The organism is Bacillus sp. BR3(2024) (genome assembly GCF_039134555.1).
In the GTDB taxonomy this organism is placed as follows: Bacteria; Bacillota; Bacilli; order Bacillales; family Bacillaceae_G; genus Bacillus_A; species Bacillus_A cereus.
This window is the reverse complement of sequence record NZ_CP152438.1, coordinates 266,752-289,716: the sequence shown is the minus strand read 5'-3', so window position 1 is coordinate 289,716 and position 22,965 is coordinate 266,752. Positions and strand designations below refer to the sequence as shown.

Genomic DNA, 22,965 nt, shown 5'->3' with positions numbered 1-22,965 from the left:
ATTTAAAATAAGAAATAGATTTTATTAAATATTATATTTATAGTTATGGTTTTAAGATCTTTTTCATTCGCTTTATATGTTAATGGATTTTTATAGTTGTTTTTATTATAAAATCACTATGAATTTTAAATAATTAACTTTTAAATAATATCTATTTATTAATAAATTATAAAAAAATATAAATATAAGTAAATGAAGAAGAATATAACGTTCTTACAGAAAGAAAATGAATTATCATTTGTATAATTAATAGAAGTAAAATAAAATAATAATTATAGGTAATAAAGAGAATTATATTCATAATCTTCTATAGGAGAGGTGAATTCGAAATATGAATAAAAAAAATGTAAAAGAAAATTTATTAATTATAAACAATCAAAGTGAGTATATGGATACATATGTAGAGAATATAAAAGATATCGTTCCATATCTATATAACAACAGTTATGTAGATATAGTGGAAGATAAGATGGAGGTTGCAGAAAAAGAAGGAAAGGGTAAATATACGTATTTAAGTGACATAGAAGTCATTTATCATTTCGTACATTTACAAAAAGATATGGATGAGAAGAAGAATAGAAAAGAGGATACGAAAAAGAGCTATATCTCAGAAATCTTATCATTTTGTCAGTGCATGGTGCAGCATGCAGAAGAATTTGAATTGGATGGGGAAGAGGTAAAGCAAAAGGCCTCTTTATTGAAAACATTGCAACCTTGGCATATTCGTAAATACAATTCGTGGTTGAAACGGGTAGAGAACGGTAGGAATGGTGACACGTATGCAGTCGCGACACTTGCAAAGAAAACAGTGCTCATTCGTTCTTTTCTAAAACATCTACATGTATTTTCTTATATTGAAAAGCCTCTTCATGAAGAACTACAGCGCGCAAATGTGAATGAGCAGGATCGGCCAAATCGGGACCTATCCTATGATGAGGTTATGAAAATTTTAGGATTTTATAAAGAAAGAGGACATTTAGTAAACTATACAATTTTACTGGCTCTAGCAAGTACTGGTGCAAGAATTCAAGAATTGTGCACCGCGAGAGTGAAAGATTTACATTATGACGGAAAGTACTGGTTAAAAGTCACTGGAAAAGGGGATAAAGTGCGTGAACTTTTTATTTCGGAACATTTATATCAATGTATTTGTGAAATGAGGCTAAGAAGAGGATGCCAAACAGTATTGGATAAAGGGGATGAGAGTCCGGTATTTATAAATCAAAGAGGAAATACTTATAACTCTAAAACATTATCGAATCAAGTAACAGATATGATAAAAAAGACAAACTTAGAGTTTCTACTGTATCGTGAAAATCCAGTAACGGCGCATACATTCCGTCATGCTTTTGCAATTATGGCAGTAGAGCAAGGTAATGCAGATCTATATCATTTAATGCAAACACTTGGCCATGAAAATATTCAAACAACTAAAATTTATTTAGAAAAGCATATGAAGCGTAAAAACAACGTTGGATCTACTTTCGCTGATATGCTGGTTTAAATTTTATGTAGTATATAGAGGTGTTTAATTATGTATTTTTTACATAATTAAACAATGTATATGTTTGTTTATTTATTGTGAAGAAATATATAAATTAGGGGAATAAATAAAAATAACGAAATTCATTTTATACAGAAAAAACCAGGATGATTTTAAAAAGTTATCCTGATTTTTCTTAAATACACATAATTATTCATATTTCATAAAGTTAATTTGAGCTAATTATAAGTTAGCAGAATTTATATCTATTCCAATCTTGATAGTGTTAATAACATTATATAGTTTGTAGAATTAGTTTATAGAGATTATGAAACTATTTTTCATTAGGTGTATCTAATTGATGATTGATTACAGTGCTGGACTTTTTATTCATAAGTATATAGATCCCACCTATGAATGATAAGATTACTGGATAGAAAATCGCCCAACCACTAAATGAGTATACAAAAATACATATAACTAACGATAGGAAGGCCATCCACCAACCTATATCTTGAACTTTTAATAACTTAAGAGCAGCTAGCATTGTAAAAATATACGAGGTAATAAAAATTACACTAGGGCCTTTTAGAAGCATCTCTAAATTGGGTCGTGCTATACCATAAAAAATTAAAATACAACTAAAAATTCCGCCTAAAACTAGTAAAACCCTTGTTGGAGTTTGGAATTTAGAATGTAATTTAGCAAAGAAGGAAGGGAAATGTCCTTCTCTAGCCTGAGCGTAAATCATTCTTGAAAAACCTGCAATATTAGCATGTACAGCACTAAACGAAATGAAAATTGCTAAAATAGTGGTTATATATGTACCTATTGGTCCTAATCCTTTTGATATTAGAATGCTAAGGGAAGCTATCTGGTTCTTATCACCATATGAGTGAGTCCCTATTGTTACAAAAGATATTGCAATGTACATAATTGAGATGCAAATTGCCCCTAAAAATAGACTAATGGAAATATCTTTAGCAGGTCTTTTAAACTCTTCAGCTAATGGGGTTATCATCTCCCATCCTACAAATGAGAAAAAGATAATTACAGAAGAAGCTCCAACAGAAGACCATCCGTTTGGTACAAAAGGTGTAAAAGAACTTAATTTTACATAGGGGATAGAAACGACAACAGCCACAATTATTAGAAGTGAAATTACACAAATGACAAACACACTCACTTTTGATGATAACTCAATTCCTTTAATATGTAAGAGTAAAGAAGTAATCAAAATTACTGCCGCGATGCCTATAATTCCTGCATTACTTATTGGAAAAACATAGTCAATATATTGGGCACCTGTTAAAGCGATAATAGGTACTCCAATAGGAATAGATCCTAACATAATCCACCCTAGGATGGCACTCGTATTTACATTAAATGCCATTTGAACATAAGCTGTAATTCCTCCTGCGCTAGGAATCATTTTAGCAAGACGCGCCAGAGTTGCGACAATGGGAAAAGCTAATATAGACATGATAACCCAAGATAAAAGCGAAGCTGGTCCAGCGCTATTTGCAGTAATTGAGGGTAATATAAGAATTCCACAACCCAACACAGCTCCTATGGTTAATGCAATCCCTTGTACCCAAGTAATTGAACGTTTCAATGATTGTTGTGTCAAGATATTCAGCCTCTCTTTCGTTAATTGATATCAATTATATAAAGTTTTAAAAAAAGATAACATGCTATAATTTATGTATTAATTATAATTTTCTTAAAAAATTTAAGAATTATTAATTGTATTCTTAATTAATCAAGGGGAGATACATTAATGGATCAAACAGATTTAAAGATTCTTTCACATCTTCAGGAAAATGCACGTTTAAGTATGGTTGAAATAGGAAAGCTGGTAGGTTTGAGTTCCCCTTCTGTTACAGAGCGGGTCAGAAGACTAGAGGAACAGGGTGTCATTATAAGTTATCGTACGATTGTTAATCCGAAAGAATTAAAAAAACATATTACCGCGTTTGTTTTAATGGAACCAAGAGATTGCAACAAATATAAAAAATTTGCAATGGAACATCCAGATGTAGTCGAATGCCATCGTATTGCCGGTTTATATAGTTATTTAACAAAGGTAGTGACAGAATCAGTACATACACTCGAAGACTATATTAATTTGTGCTTAGAGTATGGAAAGCCTACAACCTTAATAGTGCTTTCTTCTCCAGTAGAACATAAATCACTTTTTACAGAGAGTGAAAAATCTTAATTACATATGAAAGATTATTCTAAATAAAAAGCGTAAATAAGTATTTACTCTAAAATGCACTAGTAGATAAAAATAAATAGCCGTGAAGTATTCATGAAAGGCATTAATATTAGTTGCTATTATGAGGGATATACTGAATATGATATAGAGGATTTATAAATAAAAATGGGCTGAAATAGCCCTTTTTATTTTCGTTTTGAAGAGGATTTTTCATATAAAAACAGCATAAAAGGAGCCTACTAGGAATCCCCTTTTTATTTGGAACGTATCCTTTATGTTATAAGGTTCATACAAAAAGTTCCTTTTTTCTGATAATTAATATTTATACTGATTATGTGATTAATATACGTGAGAGTTTTATATTTCATTAATGTATTCCTTTTCATCTGCATGAATTATTTATTGCAACAGGTTTCCCGTTCAAAATAAGATATCCTAACTAAGGACAATGTAAGTATCTTTATAATGATTTTCCAATATAATCAATGTGTTTATGAAAGGAACTCTGTGTTATTTTTGCTTTTTTACTAACTAATACAGCTTCAAACAAAGGACACAATTGCTATATACTAAGTGTAATTTATTACCCATTCAAAATTCTGTCTATTCAATCTTTCTAAAAATAAAAAAAGATTAAACTTATAAATATACAAGTTATAATGAGGGCGTCGAGACATAATTCAATACCTCTAGAGAAAATAACAAACCTCGTTTGGGTTTGAAAATTCTAAAGAACTTGCTAGAAATTTTTAAAGATTTGATATATTGATATGATTACTATACGGAGGGTAGTGAATCAGAAGGGAAGTTTATTCAACTCAATAAAGAAAGCGCTATCAAACAAATTTTATTTTAAATTGGTCATTCCAATAAATTAGATTCAACTGTAATTAAAAATAATAAATTATGGGGGTGTTTATATGAACATGAATGTAGCATCTATTAAAGAAAAAAAGATTGTTAAATATAAAAGTTGTTTTGATGTGATTGGGCCCATAATGATAGGTCCTTCAAGTTCACATACTGCAGGTGCTTTGGCTATCGGAACAGTTGCTAATAGATTATTTCAAGGTCTTCCCAAAAAAGTTGTGGTAAAGTATTATGAATCATTTGCTGAAACCCATAAAGGTCATGGAACTGATTTTGCAATTATTGCTGGTATATTAGGCTTTGCTGCCGATGACAGCAAAGTGCCAGATGCTATTAAGATAGCAGAGTCTAAGGGAATTGACATTACCTTTATTGAAAAATCGGGTAATAGTCCTGCCGGTCATCCAAATACGGCAGATGTATATGTAGAGGATGAAAGTCGAAGTATTAGAACGATGGGTATTTCGGTCGGTGGTGGGTTGATTGAAGTCAAACATGTTGAAATTGATGGTTTTAGCTTAGATTTGCAGGGGCCATTGCCAGTTGTTATTGCGATTTCGGAAAGAGCTGACTTTGAATTTGTTTTACGCAGGATCTTTAAACAATATGATGTGGAAATTAACAGCTTTCATAGTTTGGAAGATAAAACAAGATATTTATATGCATTCGCTTTGGATTCGATATTACCTGGTACTGTTCAGAAGGAATTAGGAGATTTAAGCAATATAGCTAACCTTATTATTCTTTAGTTACATTAAGGAGTGAAAAATATGTATATGTCCATAAAAGAGATTGTGGATGCAGCTAATAAAAGCCAAAAGCCAATTTATGAATTAGCAATCGAACAGGAAATCAAACAAACTAAAACTTCTTATGAAGAAGTTTGGAGTAAAATGGAACGAAATTTAACGACTATGCAACATGCAATAAATAAAAGTATTGAAGGCGACGGTGTATTTTCTCCAACTGGGTTAACCGGAGGGGATGCTGTAAAACTTAAAAACTATCGAGAAAATAGGAAAACTCTTTCTGGAGATTTGATGGTGTTAGGGATTCAAAGTGCTATCGGTGTTAATGAAGTAAATGCTGCATTAGGAGCTATTTGTGCAACTCCAACAGCAGGTGCGAGTGGGACGATTCCGGGAGTCCTATTTAGTATTAAAGATACGTTGCAGTTAAATCATGAAGATATGATTCATTTTCTATTCACTTCAGCGTTATTTGGAACGATAGTCGCAAACAACGCTTGCATTTCAGGAGCGTATGGAGGATGTCAAGCTGAAGTAGGAAGTGCCTCAGCGATGGCGGCTGCAGCTGCGGTAGAAGCTGCGGGTGGAACCCCACAGCAATCTTCTGAAGCTTTTTCAATTGCATTACAAAATTTACTCGGTTTAGTTTGTGATCCGGTCGCTGGTTTGGTAGAAATTCCTTGTGTAAAGAGAAACGCCATTGGAACGGCAAATGCTTTAGCAGCAGCAGACATCGCATTAGCCGGCGTAAACAATATCATCAATGCTGACGAAGTTATTGAAGCAATGTATAGGGTTGGAAGACAGATGCCTCGTGAGTTAAGAGAGACAGGTTTAGGCGGAATTGCGGCTACACCTACAGGGATTGCCATTAAAAATAAAATCTTTGGGGAGAAACAATCAAATCAATAAACAACTATCGATAGCATTGTGAAATATTTAACAATATGTACTCTATTGTTTGCCTAAGGATGTCTGTATGTTGGGGGAATTATCAATAAAATATACTACTATATAATTAAAATATTTTGTAAGTGGTAACAAACGCTTAGGGTTGCAGCTTCGCTATTGATTAATTTAGAAGAGGGATATTCGTTGTGATGCACTATATAAGCAATTCATTTTTCAAGAACAGTCTATATTTCTATACCTTAAATAGAGAATTAAGAATAGCACATGAGGAGGAATTATTACATGAATGGGAATACTGCAAAAAACATAGAATTTCAAGCTGATAATACTGCAGTAAAAGATGAGAAATATCTAGACCCTAAAAAGTGGCATAAACAGGATACTACCTGGGCATTGAGCCTTTTTGGAACAGCAATTGGAGCAGGGGTACTCTTTTTACCGATTAATGCAGGTTCAGGTGGTTTATTATCATTGCTGTTAATTACCATACTTGCCTATCCTGTTATGTATTATTCACATAGGGCGCTTGCTAAAATGATTTACGCTTCGAACTCTGCCGATGAGGGGATTACAGGTACTATAAGAGAGTATTTTGGAAATAAGGCAAGTATCATTTTTAACATTGTATATTTCGTCTCCATTTATACGATCGTGCTGATGTACTCGGTCGCACTTACAAATACCGCTAGTAGTTTTATCGTGCATCAATTGCACATGCCGGAGCCTCCAAGGGCCATTTTATCACTTGTCTTAGTACTCGGTCTTATCGCTATACTAAATTTTGGTCAAGATATAACTGTAAAGATCATGAGCATGCTAGTGTATCCTTTTATAGCTTCTCTACTTTTTATTGCAATATCTTTGATTCCACAGTGGAATACGTCAATGCTTAGTTTTTCAAGTGTTTCTACTGCCTCAACAGGAACAGGATATTTAGGAATGATATGGATGATACTTCCAATTATCGTATTCTCGTTTAATCATTCACCTATGATTTCATCATTTGTTGTGAAGCAGAGAGCTAGTTATGGAATAGACGCTACTGATGCCAAGTGTGCTCAAATACAAAAAGTTTGTTATATCATGACATTCGCTGTTGTTATGTTCTTTGTTTGGAGCAGTACTTTAAGTTTGACTCCAGATGATCTTAAGGTGGCAAAAGAACAGAACTTGTCAATCCTATCATATCTTGCTAATGAGCTTAATTCGCCAGTAATCACTATTGCAGCTCCTATGATTGCATTTGTGGCTATTACAAAGTCTTTCCTTGGCCATTATATAGGAGCGTATGAGGTAATGCGTGACATGATTATCAAGTCCGGTAAAAAACGTGGGAAAGATATAGGAGAAAAAACAGTTAAGACAATGATTCTTACTTTTGTTGTATTAACATGTTGGTATGTTGCTTATACAAATCCAAGTATTCTTGGAATCATTGATGCCCTTAGCGGTCCGTTAGTCGCTGCTATCTTATGTATATTACCAATGTATGCGATCCATAAAGTACCAGTACTTGCTAAATACAAAGGGAAAGCGAGCAATGTTTTTGTCATTATTATAGGTATCCTTACTGTCTTAGCAAGTATTCAGTCATTATTCTAATCCACTGTTGTTAGTACTGATGTAAAAAACATGGGATATGAAAAAAATAAAAATTCTTATCGGAACTGAACTCTATATTGTTGAACTAAAGAGATCATGGTTTTGGACAAACTCCTCATCTTGGAGAGTTTGTCTTTTTAATTATATGCATAACTTTTATACTAGCTTAAACAGACTAGATTAATAGTAAATGAAAACTTCATACAAACCACACATTAACTCCACTACTAGCACAAACTACAGTTGTATACTTTAAGTATCATTTTTCAACAATAAACATTCGAACATACTAATATTATGTAATATGGAAGTTACACTACATTAGAAGAAAACAAATAAGGGAGAGCGTATACTATGACAAGATTTGCGAATCAGCATGTAGAGAACACGATTTTAGAAGAGGATGTAGAGCTTTTAAAACTTATGGCACACCCAATGCGTTTAAAACTGATCAATGAGCTTTCTAAACATAAAACACTAAATGTAACCCAAATGACCGAAATTTTAAACATTCCACAATCAACAGTTTCCCAACACTTATCTAAAATGAGAGGGAAGGTTCTAAGAGGAAATCGTCAGGGGTTAGAAATTTACTATAGCATCGAAAACCAAAAAGCTGAAGAAATTATGGGATTATTAGGACCAATACAATAAAATATTAAGTTTACCATTTAAAGATTTACTTATATAGAATACTAAGCCCTCCTTGTTGTGAGGGTTTTTATTTATTAATTTTTTAAGTAATTATTACTTTAATCCAATGACATCAATATCTTAAATATGTCACGATTTAAAAGAAGAGGGAATATCAGCTGTTTTTCATAGCTTATCAAATGGCGAAGTTCCTAAGGGTGGAGTAATCACGGAAGAAGGTATATTAGACAATACCATCTATACAAGCACTATGTGCATGGAGTCTGGCGCATATTATTATCATACCTACGATTGTAGACAAATTAAAACCATTGATTTATTTGATGCAAACTAAATAGAATAGGTAAACTGTATAAAATACAAATTCAGGGTTCTTATGTGGTTTTAATCTGTTTTTAAATGAAAAATCAATAACTAATAAATATTACAACCTTCCAAAAATCAAAAAGGAAGCGTGATTAGCTTGTAGATTAAGTCTGTTTTAAAACTGATGTATACGGGGGACAATCCCATAAACATCAGTTTTAAAACATTAGATACTTTATTTATCAAGTTAATGCGAGTTACATCAGTATAGGAAACGTTGGAAATCTAAATCTTTGTTTATATGTTAATTACTTCAAACGTATCCCTTCGAATGCGTTTATAACCAAGTCATGTACATAGGATTCATCCAACTTTTCACCGGTTACTAGCAAGCGATAAAAAATTGGTCCGTAAATGAGATCGATGCTTAATTCAACATCGAGGTTTTCTTTTAATTCTCCTCTGTTAATTCCCTTCTCCAGAAGTTGCTTTGCTTGCAGTCGACGTGGCTGGAAATATCGAGCACGATATTCCTCTGCTAGTTTCGAATCAAATTGCCCTTCGCCAACTAACTCATTGATAATAGTTCCTTCTCGACTTATCAAAAAACTGGCTAAACTTGTAGCGTGAATTAAAATATCATTCAAGGCTGAACCTGTGTCAGGTACAGGCAATCTGGCAGCAGCAGCAGAAAGAAAACCATCCATTACCACAGCAGCCTTATTTGGCCACCATTTATAAATCGTAGCTTTGCTGACTTTAGCACGTTCTGCAATTTTATCGACTGTGACTGCTTTAAAGCCACTTTCCAATAATAACTCATAGGACGCAGAAAGGATGGCCTTTTGGGTTTCAATATTACGTGGTCGACCTCTTCTACTTTGCACATTAATCATTCCTTTCAAAACATAAACTATACGTTTAGTATACTTAATACGAACAAAAAACGAAATAGCCTATTTACAAAACTGAACGTTTAGTATATATTTTTAGTTAATTAATAAACTGAACGTACAGTTTATTAATTAACTAACTAACATCTTGTAATGGTATGGCTACATTTAGGTTCCAAAATTCAAAAATTAAATTGCTAAAAAACATTTAGAAAAGGGGGGATAAAAAAGAGGTGAAATTGGATCTTTTAAAAGCAGAATGGAAAGTAGTTCAGACTTAATTTATTACAATAAAAAATGGCACCGCAGTAGTTCTTGATAAGGCGATTTAGTAATTTTGAAATAAAAGTATGGGAGGAAATAGTTATGTCTAATTTTAAAAATCAAGCAATTGATAAGGAAATTTCATCAGGTTTAATCATTCTTTTAGCAACTGCATGTGGTATTATTGTGGCTAATCTTTATTATGCACAGCCTTTAATTGGGGTAATTAGTAATGAAATTGGGCTTTCTAATAGTAGCGCTGGATTAATTGTAACGCTAACTCAAATTGGATATGTTGTTGGCTTACTATTTCTTGTGCCTTTGGGGGATATTGTTGAGAATAAAAAATTAATACTTATATTGTTATTTTTAAGTGCATTTGCACTCATTTCCATGTTTTTTGTAAAAAGCGCAACCTTGTTGTTAATTACTTCATTCTTTATCGGACTGGGTTCGGTCGCAGCGCAAGTGCTTGTACCTCTTGTATCATATCTTTCATCTGAGAATGCACGCGGTCGAGTAGTTGGCAATGTCATGAGTGGTCTGTTACTAGGTATTATGCTTGCGCGACCGATATCTAGTCTAGTAGCCGATATTTGGGGATGGGGTGCAATATTTGCTTTATCTGCTACTGTAATTATTGTCCTGGCGTTTGTTTTATCGAAAGTACTCCCTACAAGAAAACCAACAGCAAAAACAAATTATATCGTCTTACTTAATTCAATGTGGCAACTGCTACGAACTACTCCCATTTTACGTCGTCGCGCCATTTATCATGCTTGTGTATTTGGGGCTTTCAGCTTATTCTGGACCACTGTTCCATTATTATTATCTAGTCCGGCTTTTCATTTTTCTCAAACTGCCATAGCATTGTATGCACTTGTGGGAATTACAGGCGCGATAGCTGCTCCAATAGGTGGTCGACTAGCCGATCTTGGCTGGACACGATCCGCCACTGGGATAGCTCTCACCGTAGTTATTATTTCTTTATTACTTCCACTTTTTATTCAAAGTAGCTCGCCCTTTGGAATAGCTGTTTTAGTAATTGCTGCAATTCTGTTGGACATGGGAGTATCTGCAAACCTTGTGCTTAGCCAACGTTTAATTTTCTCGTTGAGTCCAGAAATCCGTAGTCGATTAAACGGGCTATTTATGGCTATTTTCTTTTTGGGAGGTGCTGTTGGATCCTTTATTGGAGGATGGGCATATGCCTTAGGAGGATGGAATCTAACATTATGGATAGGAATCGCTTTTCCGACTATAGCTCTACTTTATTTTGCTACAGAGAAATAGTTCTATAATTTAGTTTTACCAGTCAGGATACGGAATGCTTATTTATTGTTATATCTGAGTTTTAAAGATTATTTGTGAATTGTATGGAGTTTTTGTATTAGAAGCAAATTTTTATTTACTATTGCTGTAAGTGGAAAAGACTCACCTTGTTGAATATATCTGAAATGCAATAAAAGAGAGCTTGTGTAAAAACACAAACTCTCTTTAAAAAGAAATAACGCAATTGAGATATCTATATATTAACAATTGGCTTCTTATAATTCTATACTTCCTATGTTGAGAAATAATATATTGGTAGTTTGTTAAAATTTAAATGTATTATTGACTTAATATTTCGGCTTTTATGCAAATAATCTTGAATTTGAGATATTTTTAAAAATATTGGTAATGATGAGGTTTTATCTTGAAAATCGTTTAAATCTTATGTTTAACCGATTGAATTGAGAACAAGGTCTTCCTATAGACAGCAGGAAATACACGGTTCTCTACAGAAAAAGAAATACAAGGTAACATCAAAAAGAGACAATATGTACATTTATCCATACTTTCTTCTATTAACCTCTTAGTCTTGGAGGTAAAAAACAAGCATATCGAGTCTGCATTGATAGTAGTAGGTGGAAAGATTGTCTATGGGACAGATAAAATTCAAAAATTATCACCTTCAGCTCCTAAATCTAGAACAGGTAGGCTACCAATAATTACTTTTGGGGGTATGATAATAAATCGAAAATTAAGCATCAATTAAGTTATATTATGAAGATTATGGTATAGGGAAGCCAGTTCTATTAATTCATGTTTGGCCGTGAAGTAAGTAAATCAAAATATGGTCAAGGATCATTAGCTGCAAACGAAGCAACAAAAGATGCAGTAAAGAAAAGCCATGAATCCGATCTTTATTAATTGAATTGAGCACAATAGGATCACCTAAAATTTCCATAAAAATGGTTGTGTTTAAAATTATGGAAGATACTAAATATATATATTTGATATGGCTATAGACTAGGGCTTCGGCTCTAGTTTGTTTTTTGTTTGAAACATATTACTAAATAATGTATATAATGTGCTTATAGGATCTAAAGCGAGTGAATAGAATGGCATTCAGCAAGGCGCAAAACGAAGCTACAAAAAAACTATAAAAAATACAATCAAGAACACGCAAAATAACTCAATTCTAAAACTCTGGCTAGAAGCTTCAGTAAGAATCTAGCTACAAAAGAAGATTTGAATATGCTTAAAGAATTAATTGTAGAAAAAGAGGAGAATGGTTGTGTTAGAAAATAAATTAGGTATCAAAAATCAGTTGGAATTGAATCGAGTGGAAGAACGACTATCAAAAATGAAAGTCAAAAATTTATATGATTCTGGAGAGATACACCACATAGAAGTTGGTACATTCAAGGGGCTTTCTGACATGCATAAATACCTATTGGAGGATATTTATTTCTTTGCTGGAGAGATTCGAAAGGTCAACATAGCGAAGGGGAATTTTCGCTTTGCTCCTGTTATGTACCTATGCCATTCATTAGAGCACATTAGCACAATGCCACAAACAACTTTTGATGAAATTGTTGAAAAGTATGTTGAAATGAATATTGCCCACCCCTTTAGAGAAGGAAACGGTAGAGCGACTAGAATATGGCTAGATTTAATCTTTAAAAATGAAATTCATCAGGTGGTAGACTGGAATAAAATTGATAAAGAAGATTATTTACTGGCAATGGAACGCAGCCCAATTAAAGATATTGAAATTAAGCATTTACTCCAAAATGCACTAGTAGATGAAATAAATAGTCGTGAAATATTCATGAAAGGTATTAATATTAGTTACTATTATGAGGGATATACCGAATATGATATAGAAGATTTATAAAACAAAAAGGGCTGAGATAGCCTTTTTTGTTTTACACTTTGACGAGCATTTTTTATAAAAAATACGTTATTCTTTTTGTAAAATTATAAGAAAGGGTGCCGTTTTTGTATGTCTATTTCTGTATCCAATGAATTACAACTATTTGCTCAAGAAATTCAAAGCTTTTTATCGCCAAATATCTTACGAAATCTTGCCAGAGAGTTTGGTTTCTTGTGATGAACCCGTAAATTTCAAACAAAAGATATACCCAATTCATGAGTAAGAATGAAAAAAGAAAGAAATTCTATAATGTTTTATTTAATATCAATTTATAAGGAAATTTATGTAATTAAATATGAAATAATACATATTATAATGATTTATTAAGATAAAATGTTATATTTTTGGGTGGAATATATAAATGGAGGAAATGTAATGAACAAGAATTTAAAATTTACTCAAATGATGATTGGGATTAGTACGATGGCATTATCATTTGGAAGTATTCAAACACAGGTATCAGCAGAGGAAACAGCATCCTATAATATCTTACAGATGAAACCAATGGGGACAGAAACTTCCAAAGATGAAATTGTACATGCTACAAAAGCGGACGAAACTTTGACTTTTGAAGAGCGTTTAAAAGTAGGAGATCTTTCACAACGTCCTACTCTGGTTATGAAACGTGATGAAATTCAATTAAAGCAAAGCTACACTCTGGCAGAATTGAATAAAATGCCTGATAACGAACTCATTGAAACACTATCAAAAATTTCTTGGAATCAAATTACTGATTTATTTCAATTCAATCAGGATACGAAAGCTTTTTATCAGAATAAAGAACGCATGAACGTTATCATTAATGAACTAGGACAACGAGGAAGGACATTTACAAAAGAGGACTCAAAGGGCATTGAAACATTTGTTGAAATATTACGTTCTGCTTTTTATGTGGGATATTATAATAATGAATTAAGTTACTTAAAAGACCGGGGCTTTCATGACAAGTGTTTACCAGCATTAAAAGCACTTGCAAAAAATCCAAACTTTACATTAGGTACAGCCGAGCAAGATAGAGTAGTAGCTGCGTATGGGAAATTAATTGGTAATGCCTCTAGTGATACTGAAACAGTACAGTATGCGGTAAATGTTTTAAAACAATATAATGATAATCTTTCTACGTATGAAAGCGATTATGCGAAAGGACAAGCCGTATATGAAATTGTAAAAGGAATTGATTATGATATACAGTCTTATTTGCAGGATACGAATAAGCAACCTAATGAAACAATGTGGTATGGAAAGATTGATAACTTTATAAATGAGGTTAATAGAATTGCTCTCGTGGGGAATATAACAAATGAAAATAGTTGGCTAATTAATAATGGCATTTATTATACAGGACGTTTAGGAAAATTTCATAGTAATCAAAGCAAAGGATTAGAAGTTATTACACAAGCGATGAGCTTGTATCCTCGTCTAAGTGGTCCTTATTTTGTAGCAGTAGAACAAATGAAAACAAACTATGGTGGAAAAGATTATAGTGGAAATACAGTAGATTTACAGAAAATACGTGAAGAAGGGAAACAACAATACTTACCTAAAACATATACATTTGATGACGGATCTATTGTCTTCAAGACGGGAGATAAAGTAACAGAAGAAAAAATTAAGAGATTATATTGGGCAGCCAAAGAAGTAAAAGCGCAATATCACCGTGTAATTGGTAATGATAAAGCACTAGAACCGGGTAACGCTGATGATGTACTAACGATAGTAATTTATAATAATCCAGACGAATATCAATTAAATAGACAATTATATGGATATGAAACAAACAACGGTGGAATTTATATTGAAGAGAAGGGGACCTTCTTTACATATGAGCGTACGCCAAAGCAGAGTATTTATAGTTTAGAAGAGTTATTCCGTCATGAATTCACTCATTATTTACAAGGAAGGTATGAGGTTCCTGGTTTATTTGGAAGCGGAGAAATGTATCAAAATGAACGATTAACTTGGTTCCAAGAAGGGAATGCAGAATTTTTTGCAGGATCTACACGTACAAATAATGTTGTTCCGCGTAAAAGTATGATAAGTGGCTTATCATCTGATCCAGCAAGCCGTTATACAGCAAAGCAAACTTTGTTTTCAAAATATGGATCATGGGACTTTTATAAGTATTCCTTTGCACTACAGTCATATTTGTATAATCATCAATTTGAAACGTTTGATAAGCTTCAAGATTTAATCCGTGCAAACGATGTGAAAAATTATGACTCATATCGTGAATCATTGAGCAACAATACACAATTGAATGCAGAATATCAAGCGTATATGCAGCAGTTGATTGATAATCAAGATAAATATAATGTACCGCAAGTAACAAATGATTATTTAATTCAACACGCACCAAAGCCGCTAGCTGAAGTGAAAAACGAAATTGTGAATGTAGCAAATATAAAAGATGCCAAAATTACAAAATATGAGTCGCAATTCTTTAATACATTTACTGTGGAAGGCAAGTACACAGGTGGTACATCAAAAGGTGAGTCTGAAGATTGGAAAACGATGAGTAAACAAGTAAATCGAACTTTGGAGCAGTTATCCCAAAAAGGGTGGAGTGGTTATAAAACAGTTACAGCCTATTTTGTAAACTATCGTGTGAATGCAGCTAACCAGTTTGAATATGATATTGTTTTTCATGGTGTTGCAACAGAGGAAAAGGAAAAAACAAATACTATTTTAAATATGAATGGACCATACAGCGGGATAGTAAATGAAGAGATTCAATTTCATAGTGATGGTACAAAAAGTGAAAATGGAAAAGTTATTTCTTATCTATGGAACTTTGGAGATGGTACAACAAGTACAGAAGCGAATCCTACCCATGTATATGGAGAAAAAGGAACATACACTGTGGAACTAACAGTGAAAGATAGTAGAGGAAAAGAAAGCAAAGAACAAACAAAAGTTACTGTAAAACAAGATCCGCCAACAGGTGAATCCCATGAAGAGGAGAAGGTACTCCCGTTTAATACGCTTGTAAAAGGAAATCTGATTACTCCTGATCAAACAGATGTTTATACGTTTAATGTTACAGATCCAAAAGAAGTAGATATTTCTGTGGTAAATGAGCAAAATATTGGGATGACATGGGTACTTTATCATGAATCAGACATGCAAAATTATGTAGCATGTGGTGAAGATGAAGGAAATGTTATAAAGGGGAAATTCACAGCGAAACCAGGTAAATATTATTTAAATGTATATAAATTTGATGATAAAAACGGTGAATATTCATTATTAGTAAAATGAATTTGTTTCTAACATGTATAGAATGGCTATTTTAAGGAGGAGTCTGTTAAGATAGGCTCCTCCTACTTTTTATTTACATATTAGAACCATTAAGAATAGAAAAAAATCGTGTTTGAAAAAAGTTTAATTATTTCCTATCTGCATTACTATACTATTAGACTCTTTTCTTTAATAAGTTTAAAAGTTAATGTGCAGAATTCAAGTGCTTATAAGGAATACTTAGCTAACTGTTCACCCCAAGATGATAATTTAGTTTCAATAAATCCTGCTTTTTTATATACAAATTTAGCTGTAAGGTTTTCAGGAGCATATCCAATCATTATTATAGAAATGTTTGCGTTATTATTGCTTCTTATCTCATCAATTACCAGATGTATAGCTTGTTTTCCTATACCTTGTACTTGAAACTTTTCATCAATCATAAGTCTATAAATCCAATAATTATTATCATCAGGATCTATCCCAAACATAGTAAAACCATATATTAAGTAACGTTAAACTAAAAAGGAAGTGAAAAGCATGACTGTATATACTGAAGAGCAATTTATATATTTTACAACTAAATTGAACCAACTGGAGTCTGTAAAAGAGAACAGGGAAACATATTAGTATGAATATAGAAAACTACAAGACTGGTTGCAAGAACGGCAACTAAGTACTAGTTTTATTAGATGGGTTGAAGAGAGAATGAAGAAATAATTCTTAATTTATCTTTTAGAAATATCACTTATATGGGGTAGCACCACATCGCTATCAAGCTAAGAAAAGAGATAAACCCAAAACAAAAAACTTCGCATAATATGTGAGAAAAAAGGAGAGGTAAAGGTATTTTAACCTTATCTCTCTTTTTCTATATTAAGGTATTTCTGGTAAGAAGTTGATTAGTTATTGCTATTTATAAGAACGTGAAGAAGTGTTGATATCGGTTGGAACTGTGGTAAAGGTTGAAGGGGGAATCCAAGGATATATCAGAGATGTGCATGATGATTTGGAACAGGGTTATTAATCCATCTTCTATGAAATCGTGGGATTATATAAGAAATTATTATCCTGGAGATTTTAAAATAAAACCTACCTAATTATAGAAGTGATTTGAACGTAAGGAAATTGTAAGAAATGCATAAGAAAAAAGAAATTTTTATTGTATAGGATACAAATATAGAGAAGCACAAAAGAGGGAGGATAAATAGGATTTATTCATACGAAAATCAACTAGTAATAAGCGCATTCTAAATAAAAAAATCATTTATGGTATTAACATACATGTGAAAAATAGAGGTTTTACCGCTTGTTACGACAGAATGGTGCTTGTAAAAATAATTAATATGAAGATGATTTCTGTGTAATTAGTAAGAAATAATATACAACCGCCGATACCATATGAATAGAGGGGAAGAGTGTCTTATTAAAATATATAATTAACTCCCATTTGCAGATTTAGCACTTTTCATTGCCCGAACTCTTTATTATATCTAACACCAACCGCAATGATAAAAACAGGTTCCACTCAAAATATACTTAGTTCATTACAAATAAGTACTCAACGAGATCGTACCTCTGTCGAACAAGCAATGTGAGATACATTGCAACTTGAATACCCAGGGATACTCGCTAAAACTTCCGAGGGTAGAAACATGTGGGGTATGCAGCTGGTGTAGCGGATATAAGAACTAAGAAACCCATGAAAACAGATTTTTGCTTTTGTATTGGAAGTGTACCGACTTAAACAAATTATTTTCTTATTTGCTTAGTGGCAAATTACAGAAAGAACAGCAACTAAAACAAATATTCACTACAGTTTCTACAGGAAAGGGAGGAATCAATAGATATGGTCTAGGAATCTATGAAATTAAACTGCCTAACGTTGTCTCGATAGGGGGACATACAGGTGTTATTCCAGGATTTAATACTTTTGCTGGAGGGACACATATGTTGACGGCAATTTGAACAATATGGGTAGAACTGAGAATCCTGGTCTTTTTAAAAGTATTTTACTTGTTGAATTTAGACAGTAGGGATAAAGACGGAATAGTAGTTTATGTGATGTTTGTAATTGAACAAATAAAAGATGAAATCAATCATTTATCTAAGGAGGCATTTTTCTTATGGAAAATAAATTATCTGGGGTGTTAGCCGCTACTTTGGCTCTAACGATGAGTCTACCAACAGGAGCGATAGCCTCTTCTAGCAGTAAGACTCCGGTTGTATCTAGCCAAGAAGTTGGAAGCAAAGATTTGGAGAAGATTGCTGCAGAGAACGCTGAACTACTCACGAAGTCCTATGAGACTACTAGCGTGCAGTATGCGCTGATTGATAATGGTAAACTTATTTTGTCGGGGCAGACAGGCAAGAACGACATAGAAGGGAAAGAGCCACTAACCAAAGATACTCTATACGGAATTGGTTCAACCAGTAAAGTATATACAGCTGCGGCTGTTATGAAACTAGTAGACGAAGGAAAAGTTGATTTGGATTCCCCTGTTGCCCGCTATATTCCTGAGTTCAAAATGAAAGATAAACGATATAAGCGCATCACACCGCGTATGCTGTTGAATCACTCCTCGGGTTTGCAAGGTTCCACGTACAATAATGTATTTTTATTTAAAGATAATGATGCTTATGCCCATGATATCTTGTTGCAGCAATTGTCCAACCAAAACTTGAAGGCAGACCCTGGTGCGTTCTCAGTATATTGTAATGATGGTTTTACGCTGGCTGAGATCTTAGTAGAGAGAGTCAGTGGTATGAGTTTTACTGAATTTCTACATCAAAAGTTTACAGAGCCATTAAAACTGAATCATACGATAACATCACAAAACAAATGGGAAGACGAAAAGCGGGCTGGACAGTATTCTCCGAAATACCAGGGACAGCTTCCAAGTGAAATGGTAAATGCGATTGGTACGGGAGGAATCTCTTCTACTGCAGAAGATGTGGTGCGATTCTCACAAATATTTATGGGACAGGGAAAAGAAATTCTCTCTAATAAAGCAGTCAAGGCGATGGAACAAGAAGAATATAAAAGAGGTATGTGGCCGGAAGATAGCGAAAACGTGTTCAACTATGGTCTTGGCTGGGATAGTGTGAAACTATACCCATTTAGTGAATATGGGATAAAAGCGTTGACTAAGGGTGGGGATACGGTACTGCAACATGCCACATTGGTCGTGCTTCCAGAACAGAAGATGGCAGCAGCTGTATTGTCCTCCGGCGGCTCCAGCACGACAAATCAACTGTTGGCAAACAAATTACTGTTAGCTAGGCTTAAAGAGAAAGGGACAATTAAGGATATAAAACCAGATAAATCCTTCGGCAAGCCAGTCAAGGCTAAAGTACCTCAAGACGTGGTAAAAAAAGCGGGTTTTTATGGAAATATCCAAAGTCATTTCAAAATAGAAATTACGAAGAAGGGAGAACTGTTTTTACCAACTAAACCGGAAGAAAAATATGTATATACGGCGGATGGAAGCTTTATAAATGAGAAGGGTACCTCCAGGCTTAACTTCGTTACTGAGAAGAATGGAAAAGTTTATTTGAGAGAGAGCACATATGAATTATCACCGGGATTGGGGCAAAATGTGCTGACTCACTATTTAGCCCAGAAATTAGAAAACAATGTGTTACCGAAGAAAACAGCTGCTACATGGGCGAAGCGCGAGGGCGGCAAGTTCTACCTCGTTAACGAAAAATTTAATTCTATAAACTATCTAGGAAAGCTAATACCTCTTAACACACAAATTACGCTCAAAGATGGCTATTGGGACGGCAAAAAAATTACAGGTCCGAATACGGCGACGCATCAAATTCAGATTCCCGTGATGAATGGGAGGGATACAAAGGAAGCTCATTTCTATACAGAGGATGGTAATGAATATATGGAGATGGCCAGCTTTTTATACGTCAGTGAATCTAACGTAACATCCCTTGATACAGGTCAATTATCGAAAGTTACACTGCAAAAAAATGGGCATGCGAAATGGTTTACAATCCCGCAAGAGGCAGCAGGGAAAACGATGACTGTGGAGTTGCCATCAGGAAGTTCATTCGCGGTGTATGATGAGAATGGCATATGCGTCAATTTTACGGTTGTTAGTGACAACAACACAGTGAAACTACCAGAGAACGGGACGGTTGTATTTGCTGGCGCACCGAACTCAGAATTTACAATTGCGTTGAACTAACTACAATTTAAGATGACCTTTAACAAAACCAGTAAGGCACAGAAAAGATGTGTTACTGGTTTTGTTTGTATTTATGCATTCTCAATGAAAAAACTTAAATAATACCATGCTTAAGCACTTTGAACTCCCCAAAATTCTGATATTTTTGGTCCTATGCCAATTAATTCATCTCCACCTACTCACTTCGCGTTCCTTGAAGAAGGAGTCTCCTTGGCTAAAATGATAAAATTATCGATAAGATTGGCACTTTTTTATGTAACCAATAATGTACCGCTATCATTTCTACTTAAGAAATTAATAATCTAAAAACGAAAGAGCTATCTTGTTACAAGTTAGCACAAAATTTTGTTCTGGGAGGGAGTTGCATTTTCTTAGTTTGATAGTGATGTGACGGTACCCCATATATGTTTCATTGACTTTATAGGGGGCATTTAGTTGTTTTAGATCATGTCGGATTCTTTTGTCCAAGACTGATGAATCCAACGAATAATTGTTATAGAAGTAATGGATAAGTTCCGTTACTCTAACGTTTTCAACAAGTTATGGAAACTTAATATTGATGTAGCGGTAGTACATAATAGTTATTTGGAAAATTACCACTTATGACTATATATAATAATTAACTTTCCTCTATATGGATATGCAATTTTACATATCCATATAGAGGAAGAAATAAGTGAAGAGTACTAAAAATTATACTGAAATAATTTTTTAGGGATGAAAATTCACCTAGTTAAATTAAATCGGGTACCTTTTTATCAGCATTATTAAATTATAATTATTTTAATTATAGTAGTGAAGTTGCATAGCAATTTTAGAAGTATAGTATTTTAATTTGTACACATATTAAAAAATTAAGATAAAAAAATAAAAAAGGACAAAATTATACAAAAAACTACAAAATTTTACTATATACGCACTTGAAATTTGATGTTTTAATAAGGGCACAAGATGTTAGTTGCATTTTAAGACATATAAAATCAGGATTATTTTCGTATATGTCTTTTATGTAATGACTTAGGGATTAAGTTTATAGTAGGGCATTATGTACAAATGTTTACAATCTATATTTATATTCCTAAAAAAACATCTTTAAAACAGTCTATATAGATTAATAGTTATAATGTTAGATTTCAAGTTAATTAAAATTTAGTCCAACTATTTTATCAAAAGACACCAATAAATGGGAGGGATCACCATGAAAAAAGCGTTAGTCGCAGGGTTATTAGTTACAGCAGTATCTACAAGTTGCTTCTCACCTGTAAATACTTTTGCAGAAAGTAATACAACTTATTTACAACCAAGTAGTATACTTGGACCCGCTATGGATAGGTTATCAAATTCGATTACGAATTTAGGATCACAGACGCCATTAATTCAAGGATATGGGCTAATCATATTACAGCAACCAGATCTTGATGTAAGTACTATATATGGAATAACTACTGATCAAGGCACTATAAGAAACCATGTTCGAGACTACCTGGATATAAATAACCACAAATTATCCGTTGTAAATCAAGACATACAGAGTTTCGGAATAAGATTTGCAAATTATTACAATAAATTAGTTGAACTAGCTGGAAAAATGAATGAAGATCCGGAAGCAAAAGCATTATTTGTACGTATTTTTAACTTACTTCAAGGTGACGTGCAAAAAATTCAGTATAATATGAAAATAACTTCAGAAGACTTAAACAATTCTAAAAACGAATTGGCTGAAGATAGTAAAAATTTTTCTAGTAAAGTTAGCAGAGCGTTTGAATCTTATAAGGGTTCAGACGGAGACATTGAAAAATTAAGAACGGAAATGGGACAACTTAATGCAGGCATTCAAGAAGATTTTGAAAAACTTCTAGCTCTACCAAAAGAAAATCTAGACGGTTCTTTAAATATTACAAAGTCGGTTATTAATATTTTAAAAGACGGAGTTAAGGATAAAACTGTAGACGTGTCTAATTTGGAAGCGATTTATAACCAATATGGACAACTCAAAAATGATAAAGTAACAGAACTGAATAAAGCTATTGCTCAAAAGCAACAGAAACTAATTCAATTGGTACAAAATTTATCGAATATTGAAGTGCAAGCAACTCAAATGACACTTATTGAGCAGCAATTAAATAACTTTACAAGAACAGTTAAAAAGCAAACTCAGAGTTTTGACAATCTAGTAAGTAGTTGGTACACCTTTAATAACATAATGATTGAAACAGGGACAAGTCTTAATACTGGTGTGAAAATAGATTCTAATTCATTACAAGCACGATTAAAAGAGCTTAAACAGTTTACGGATGAATTGAAAAAACAAACAACGGAATATCAAGAGAGTGTTACAAAAATAAAAGTAACAGGATGAAATTTGTAGAA

General features: G+C 33.2%; 13 protein-coding genes and 5 pseudogenes. 15 read left to right on the top strand and 3 right to left on the bottom strand.

The features are described from left to right. The first annotated feature begins 331 nt into the window (after positions 1-331). On the top strand, positions 332-1,504 hold the full coding sequence (locus V7S45_RS28785) for a tyrosine-type recombinase/integrase (protein WP_025689510.1): 1,173 nt from the start codon (positions 332-334) through the stop codon (positions 1,502-1,504). A 313-nt stretch (positions 1,505-1,817) separates the two neighbouring features. Here V7S45_RS28785 and V7S45_RS28780 read toward each other — a convergent pair whose 3' ends face one another. Further along, a complete protein-coding gene (locus V7S45_RS28780) occupies positions 1,818-3,113 on the bottom strand; it encodes an amino acid permease (protein WP_342762137.1) in 1,296 nt (431 codons plus the stop codon). Between the two features lie 150 nt (positions 3,114-3,263). Here V7S45_RS28780 and V7S45_RS28775 point away from each other — a divergent pair, with 150 nt between their 5' ends. From V7S45_RS28775 to V7S45_RS28750, 6 genes and pseudogenes are all read left to right on the top strand, one after another. Continuing rightward, positions 3,264-3,704, top strand: coding sequence for an Lrp/AsnC family transcriptional regulator (locus tag V7S45_RS28775; protein ID WP_000372880.1), 441 nt, complete (start codon positions 3,264-3,266; stop codon positions 3,702-3,704). 920 nt (positions 3,705-4,624) lie between these two features. After that, positions 4,625-5,323 (top strand): L-serine ammonia-lyase, iron-sulfur-dependent subunit beta, encoded by a 699-nt coding sequence (sdaAB, locus tag V7S45_RS28770; protein WP_001057004.1) that lies wholly within the window; start codon positions 4,625-4,627, stop codon positions 5,321-5,323. A gap of 21 nt (positions 5,324-5,344) precedes the next feature. Then, positions 5,345-6,235 (top strand): L-serine ammonia-lyase, iron-sulfur-dependent, subunit alpha, encoded by an 891-nt coding sequence (gene sdaAA / locus V7S45_RS28765; protein ID WP_242278768.1) that lies wholly within the window; start codon positions 5,345-5,347, stop codon positions 6,233-6,235. Positions 6,236-6,517: 282 nt separating this feature from the next. Next, entirely contained in the window at positions 6,518-7,837 is a 1,320-nt protein-coding gene (locus tag V7S45_RS28760) for an aromatic amino acid transport family protein (protein WP_342762136.1), read from the top strand. Between the two features lie 354 nt (positions 7,838-8,191). Further along, entirely contained in the window at positions 8,192-8,491 is a 300-nt protein-coding gene (locus tag V7S45_RS28755) for a metalloregulator ArsR/SmtB family transcription factor (RefSeq protein WP_000196515.1), read from the top strand. Positions 8,492-8,630: 139 nt separating this feature from the next. Further along, a pseudogene (locus V7S45_RS28750) lies at positions 8,631-8,795 on the top strand (linear amide C-N hydrolase); the annotation flags it as partial. Between the two features lie 310 nt (positions 8,796-9,105). Here V7S45_RS28750 and V7S45_RS28745 read toward each other — a convergent pair. After that, complete coding sequence (locus tag V7S45_RS28745; protein WP_242278788.1) at positions 9,106-9,693, bottom strand: TetR/AcrR family transcriptional regulator; 588 nt, start codon at positions 9,691-9,693, stop codon at positions 9,106-9,108. A 363-nt stretch (positions 9,694-10,056) separates the two neighbouring features. Between V7S45_RS28745 and V7S45_RS28740 the strand changes: the two genes are divergently transcribed. The 4 genes and pseudogenes from V7S45_RS28740 (at position 10,057) to colA (ending at position 16,414) form a co-directional block, all read left to right on the top strand. Next, the gene (locus tag V7S45_RS28740) at positions 10,057-11,247 is read left to right on the top strand and encodes an MFS transporter (RefSeq protein ID WP_242278770.1); all 1,191 of its coding nucleotides are present in this window, start codon (positions 10,057-10,059) and stop codon (positions 11,245-11,247) included. 792 nt (positions 11,248-12,039) lie between these two features. Next, positions 12,040-12,147, top strand: a pseudogene (locus tag V7S45_RS28735) (catalase); the annotation flags it as partial. 361 nt (positions 12,148-12,508) lie between these two features. Beyond that, positions 12,509-13,117 carry a Fic family protein gene (locus V7S45_RS28730; protein ID WP_242278773.1) on the top strand — a complete coding sequence of 203 codons (609 nt, stop codon included), beginning with the start codon at positions 12,509-12,511 and terminating at the stop codon, positions 13,115-13,117. Positions 13,118-13,531: 414 nt separating this feature from the next. Next, the gene (gene colA, locus V7S45_RS28725) at positions 13,532-16,414 is read left to right on the top strand and encodes a collagenase ColA (protein WP_242278775.1); all 2,883 of its coding nucleotides are present in this window, start codon (positions 13,532-13,534) and stop codon (positions 16,412-16,414) included. A 206-nt stretch (positions 16,415-16,620) separates the two neighbouring features. Here colA and V7S45_RS28720 read toward each other — a convergent pair. Beyond that, positions 16,621-16,893 (bottom strand): annotated as a pseudogene (locus V7S45_RS28720) (GNAT family N-acetyltransferase); the annotation flags it as partial. Positions 16,894-16,933: 40 nt separating this feature from the next. Here V7S45_RS28720 and V7S45_RS28715 point away from each other — a divergent pair. From V7S45_RS28715 to V7S45_RS28700, 4 genes and pseudogenes are all read left to right on the top strand, one after another. Next, positions 16,934-17,113, top strand: a pseudogene (locus tag V7S45_RS28715) (hypothetical protein). A gap of 750 nt (positions 17,114-17,863) precedes the next feature. Next, a pseudogene (locus V7S45_RS28710) lies at positions 17,864-18,429 on the top strand (hypothetical protein). A 90-nt stretch (positions 18,430-18,519) separates the two neighbouring features. Continuing rightward, positions 18,520-20,595, top strand: coding sequence for a serine hydrolase domain-containing protein (locus V7S45_RS28705; protein WP_242278776.1), 2,076 nt, complete (start codon positions 18,520-18,522; stop codon positions 20,593-20,595). 1,198 nt (positions 20,596-21,793) lie between these two features. Then, positions 21,794-22,954, top strand: coding sequence for an HBL/NHE enterotoxin family protein (locus V7S45_RS28700; protein WP_242278779.1), 1,161 nt, complete (start codon positions 21,794-21,796; stop codon positions 22,952-22,954). Positions 22,955-22,965 lie beyond the last annotated feature (11 nt).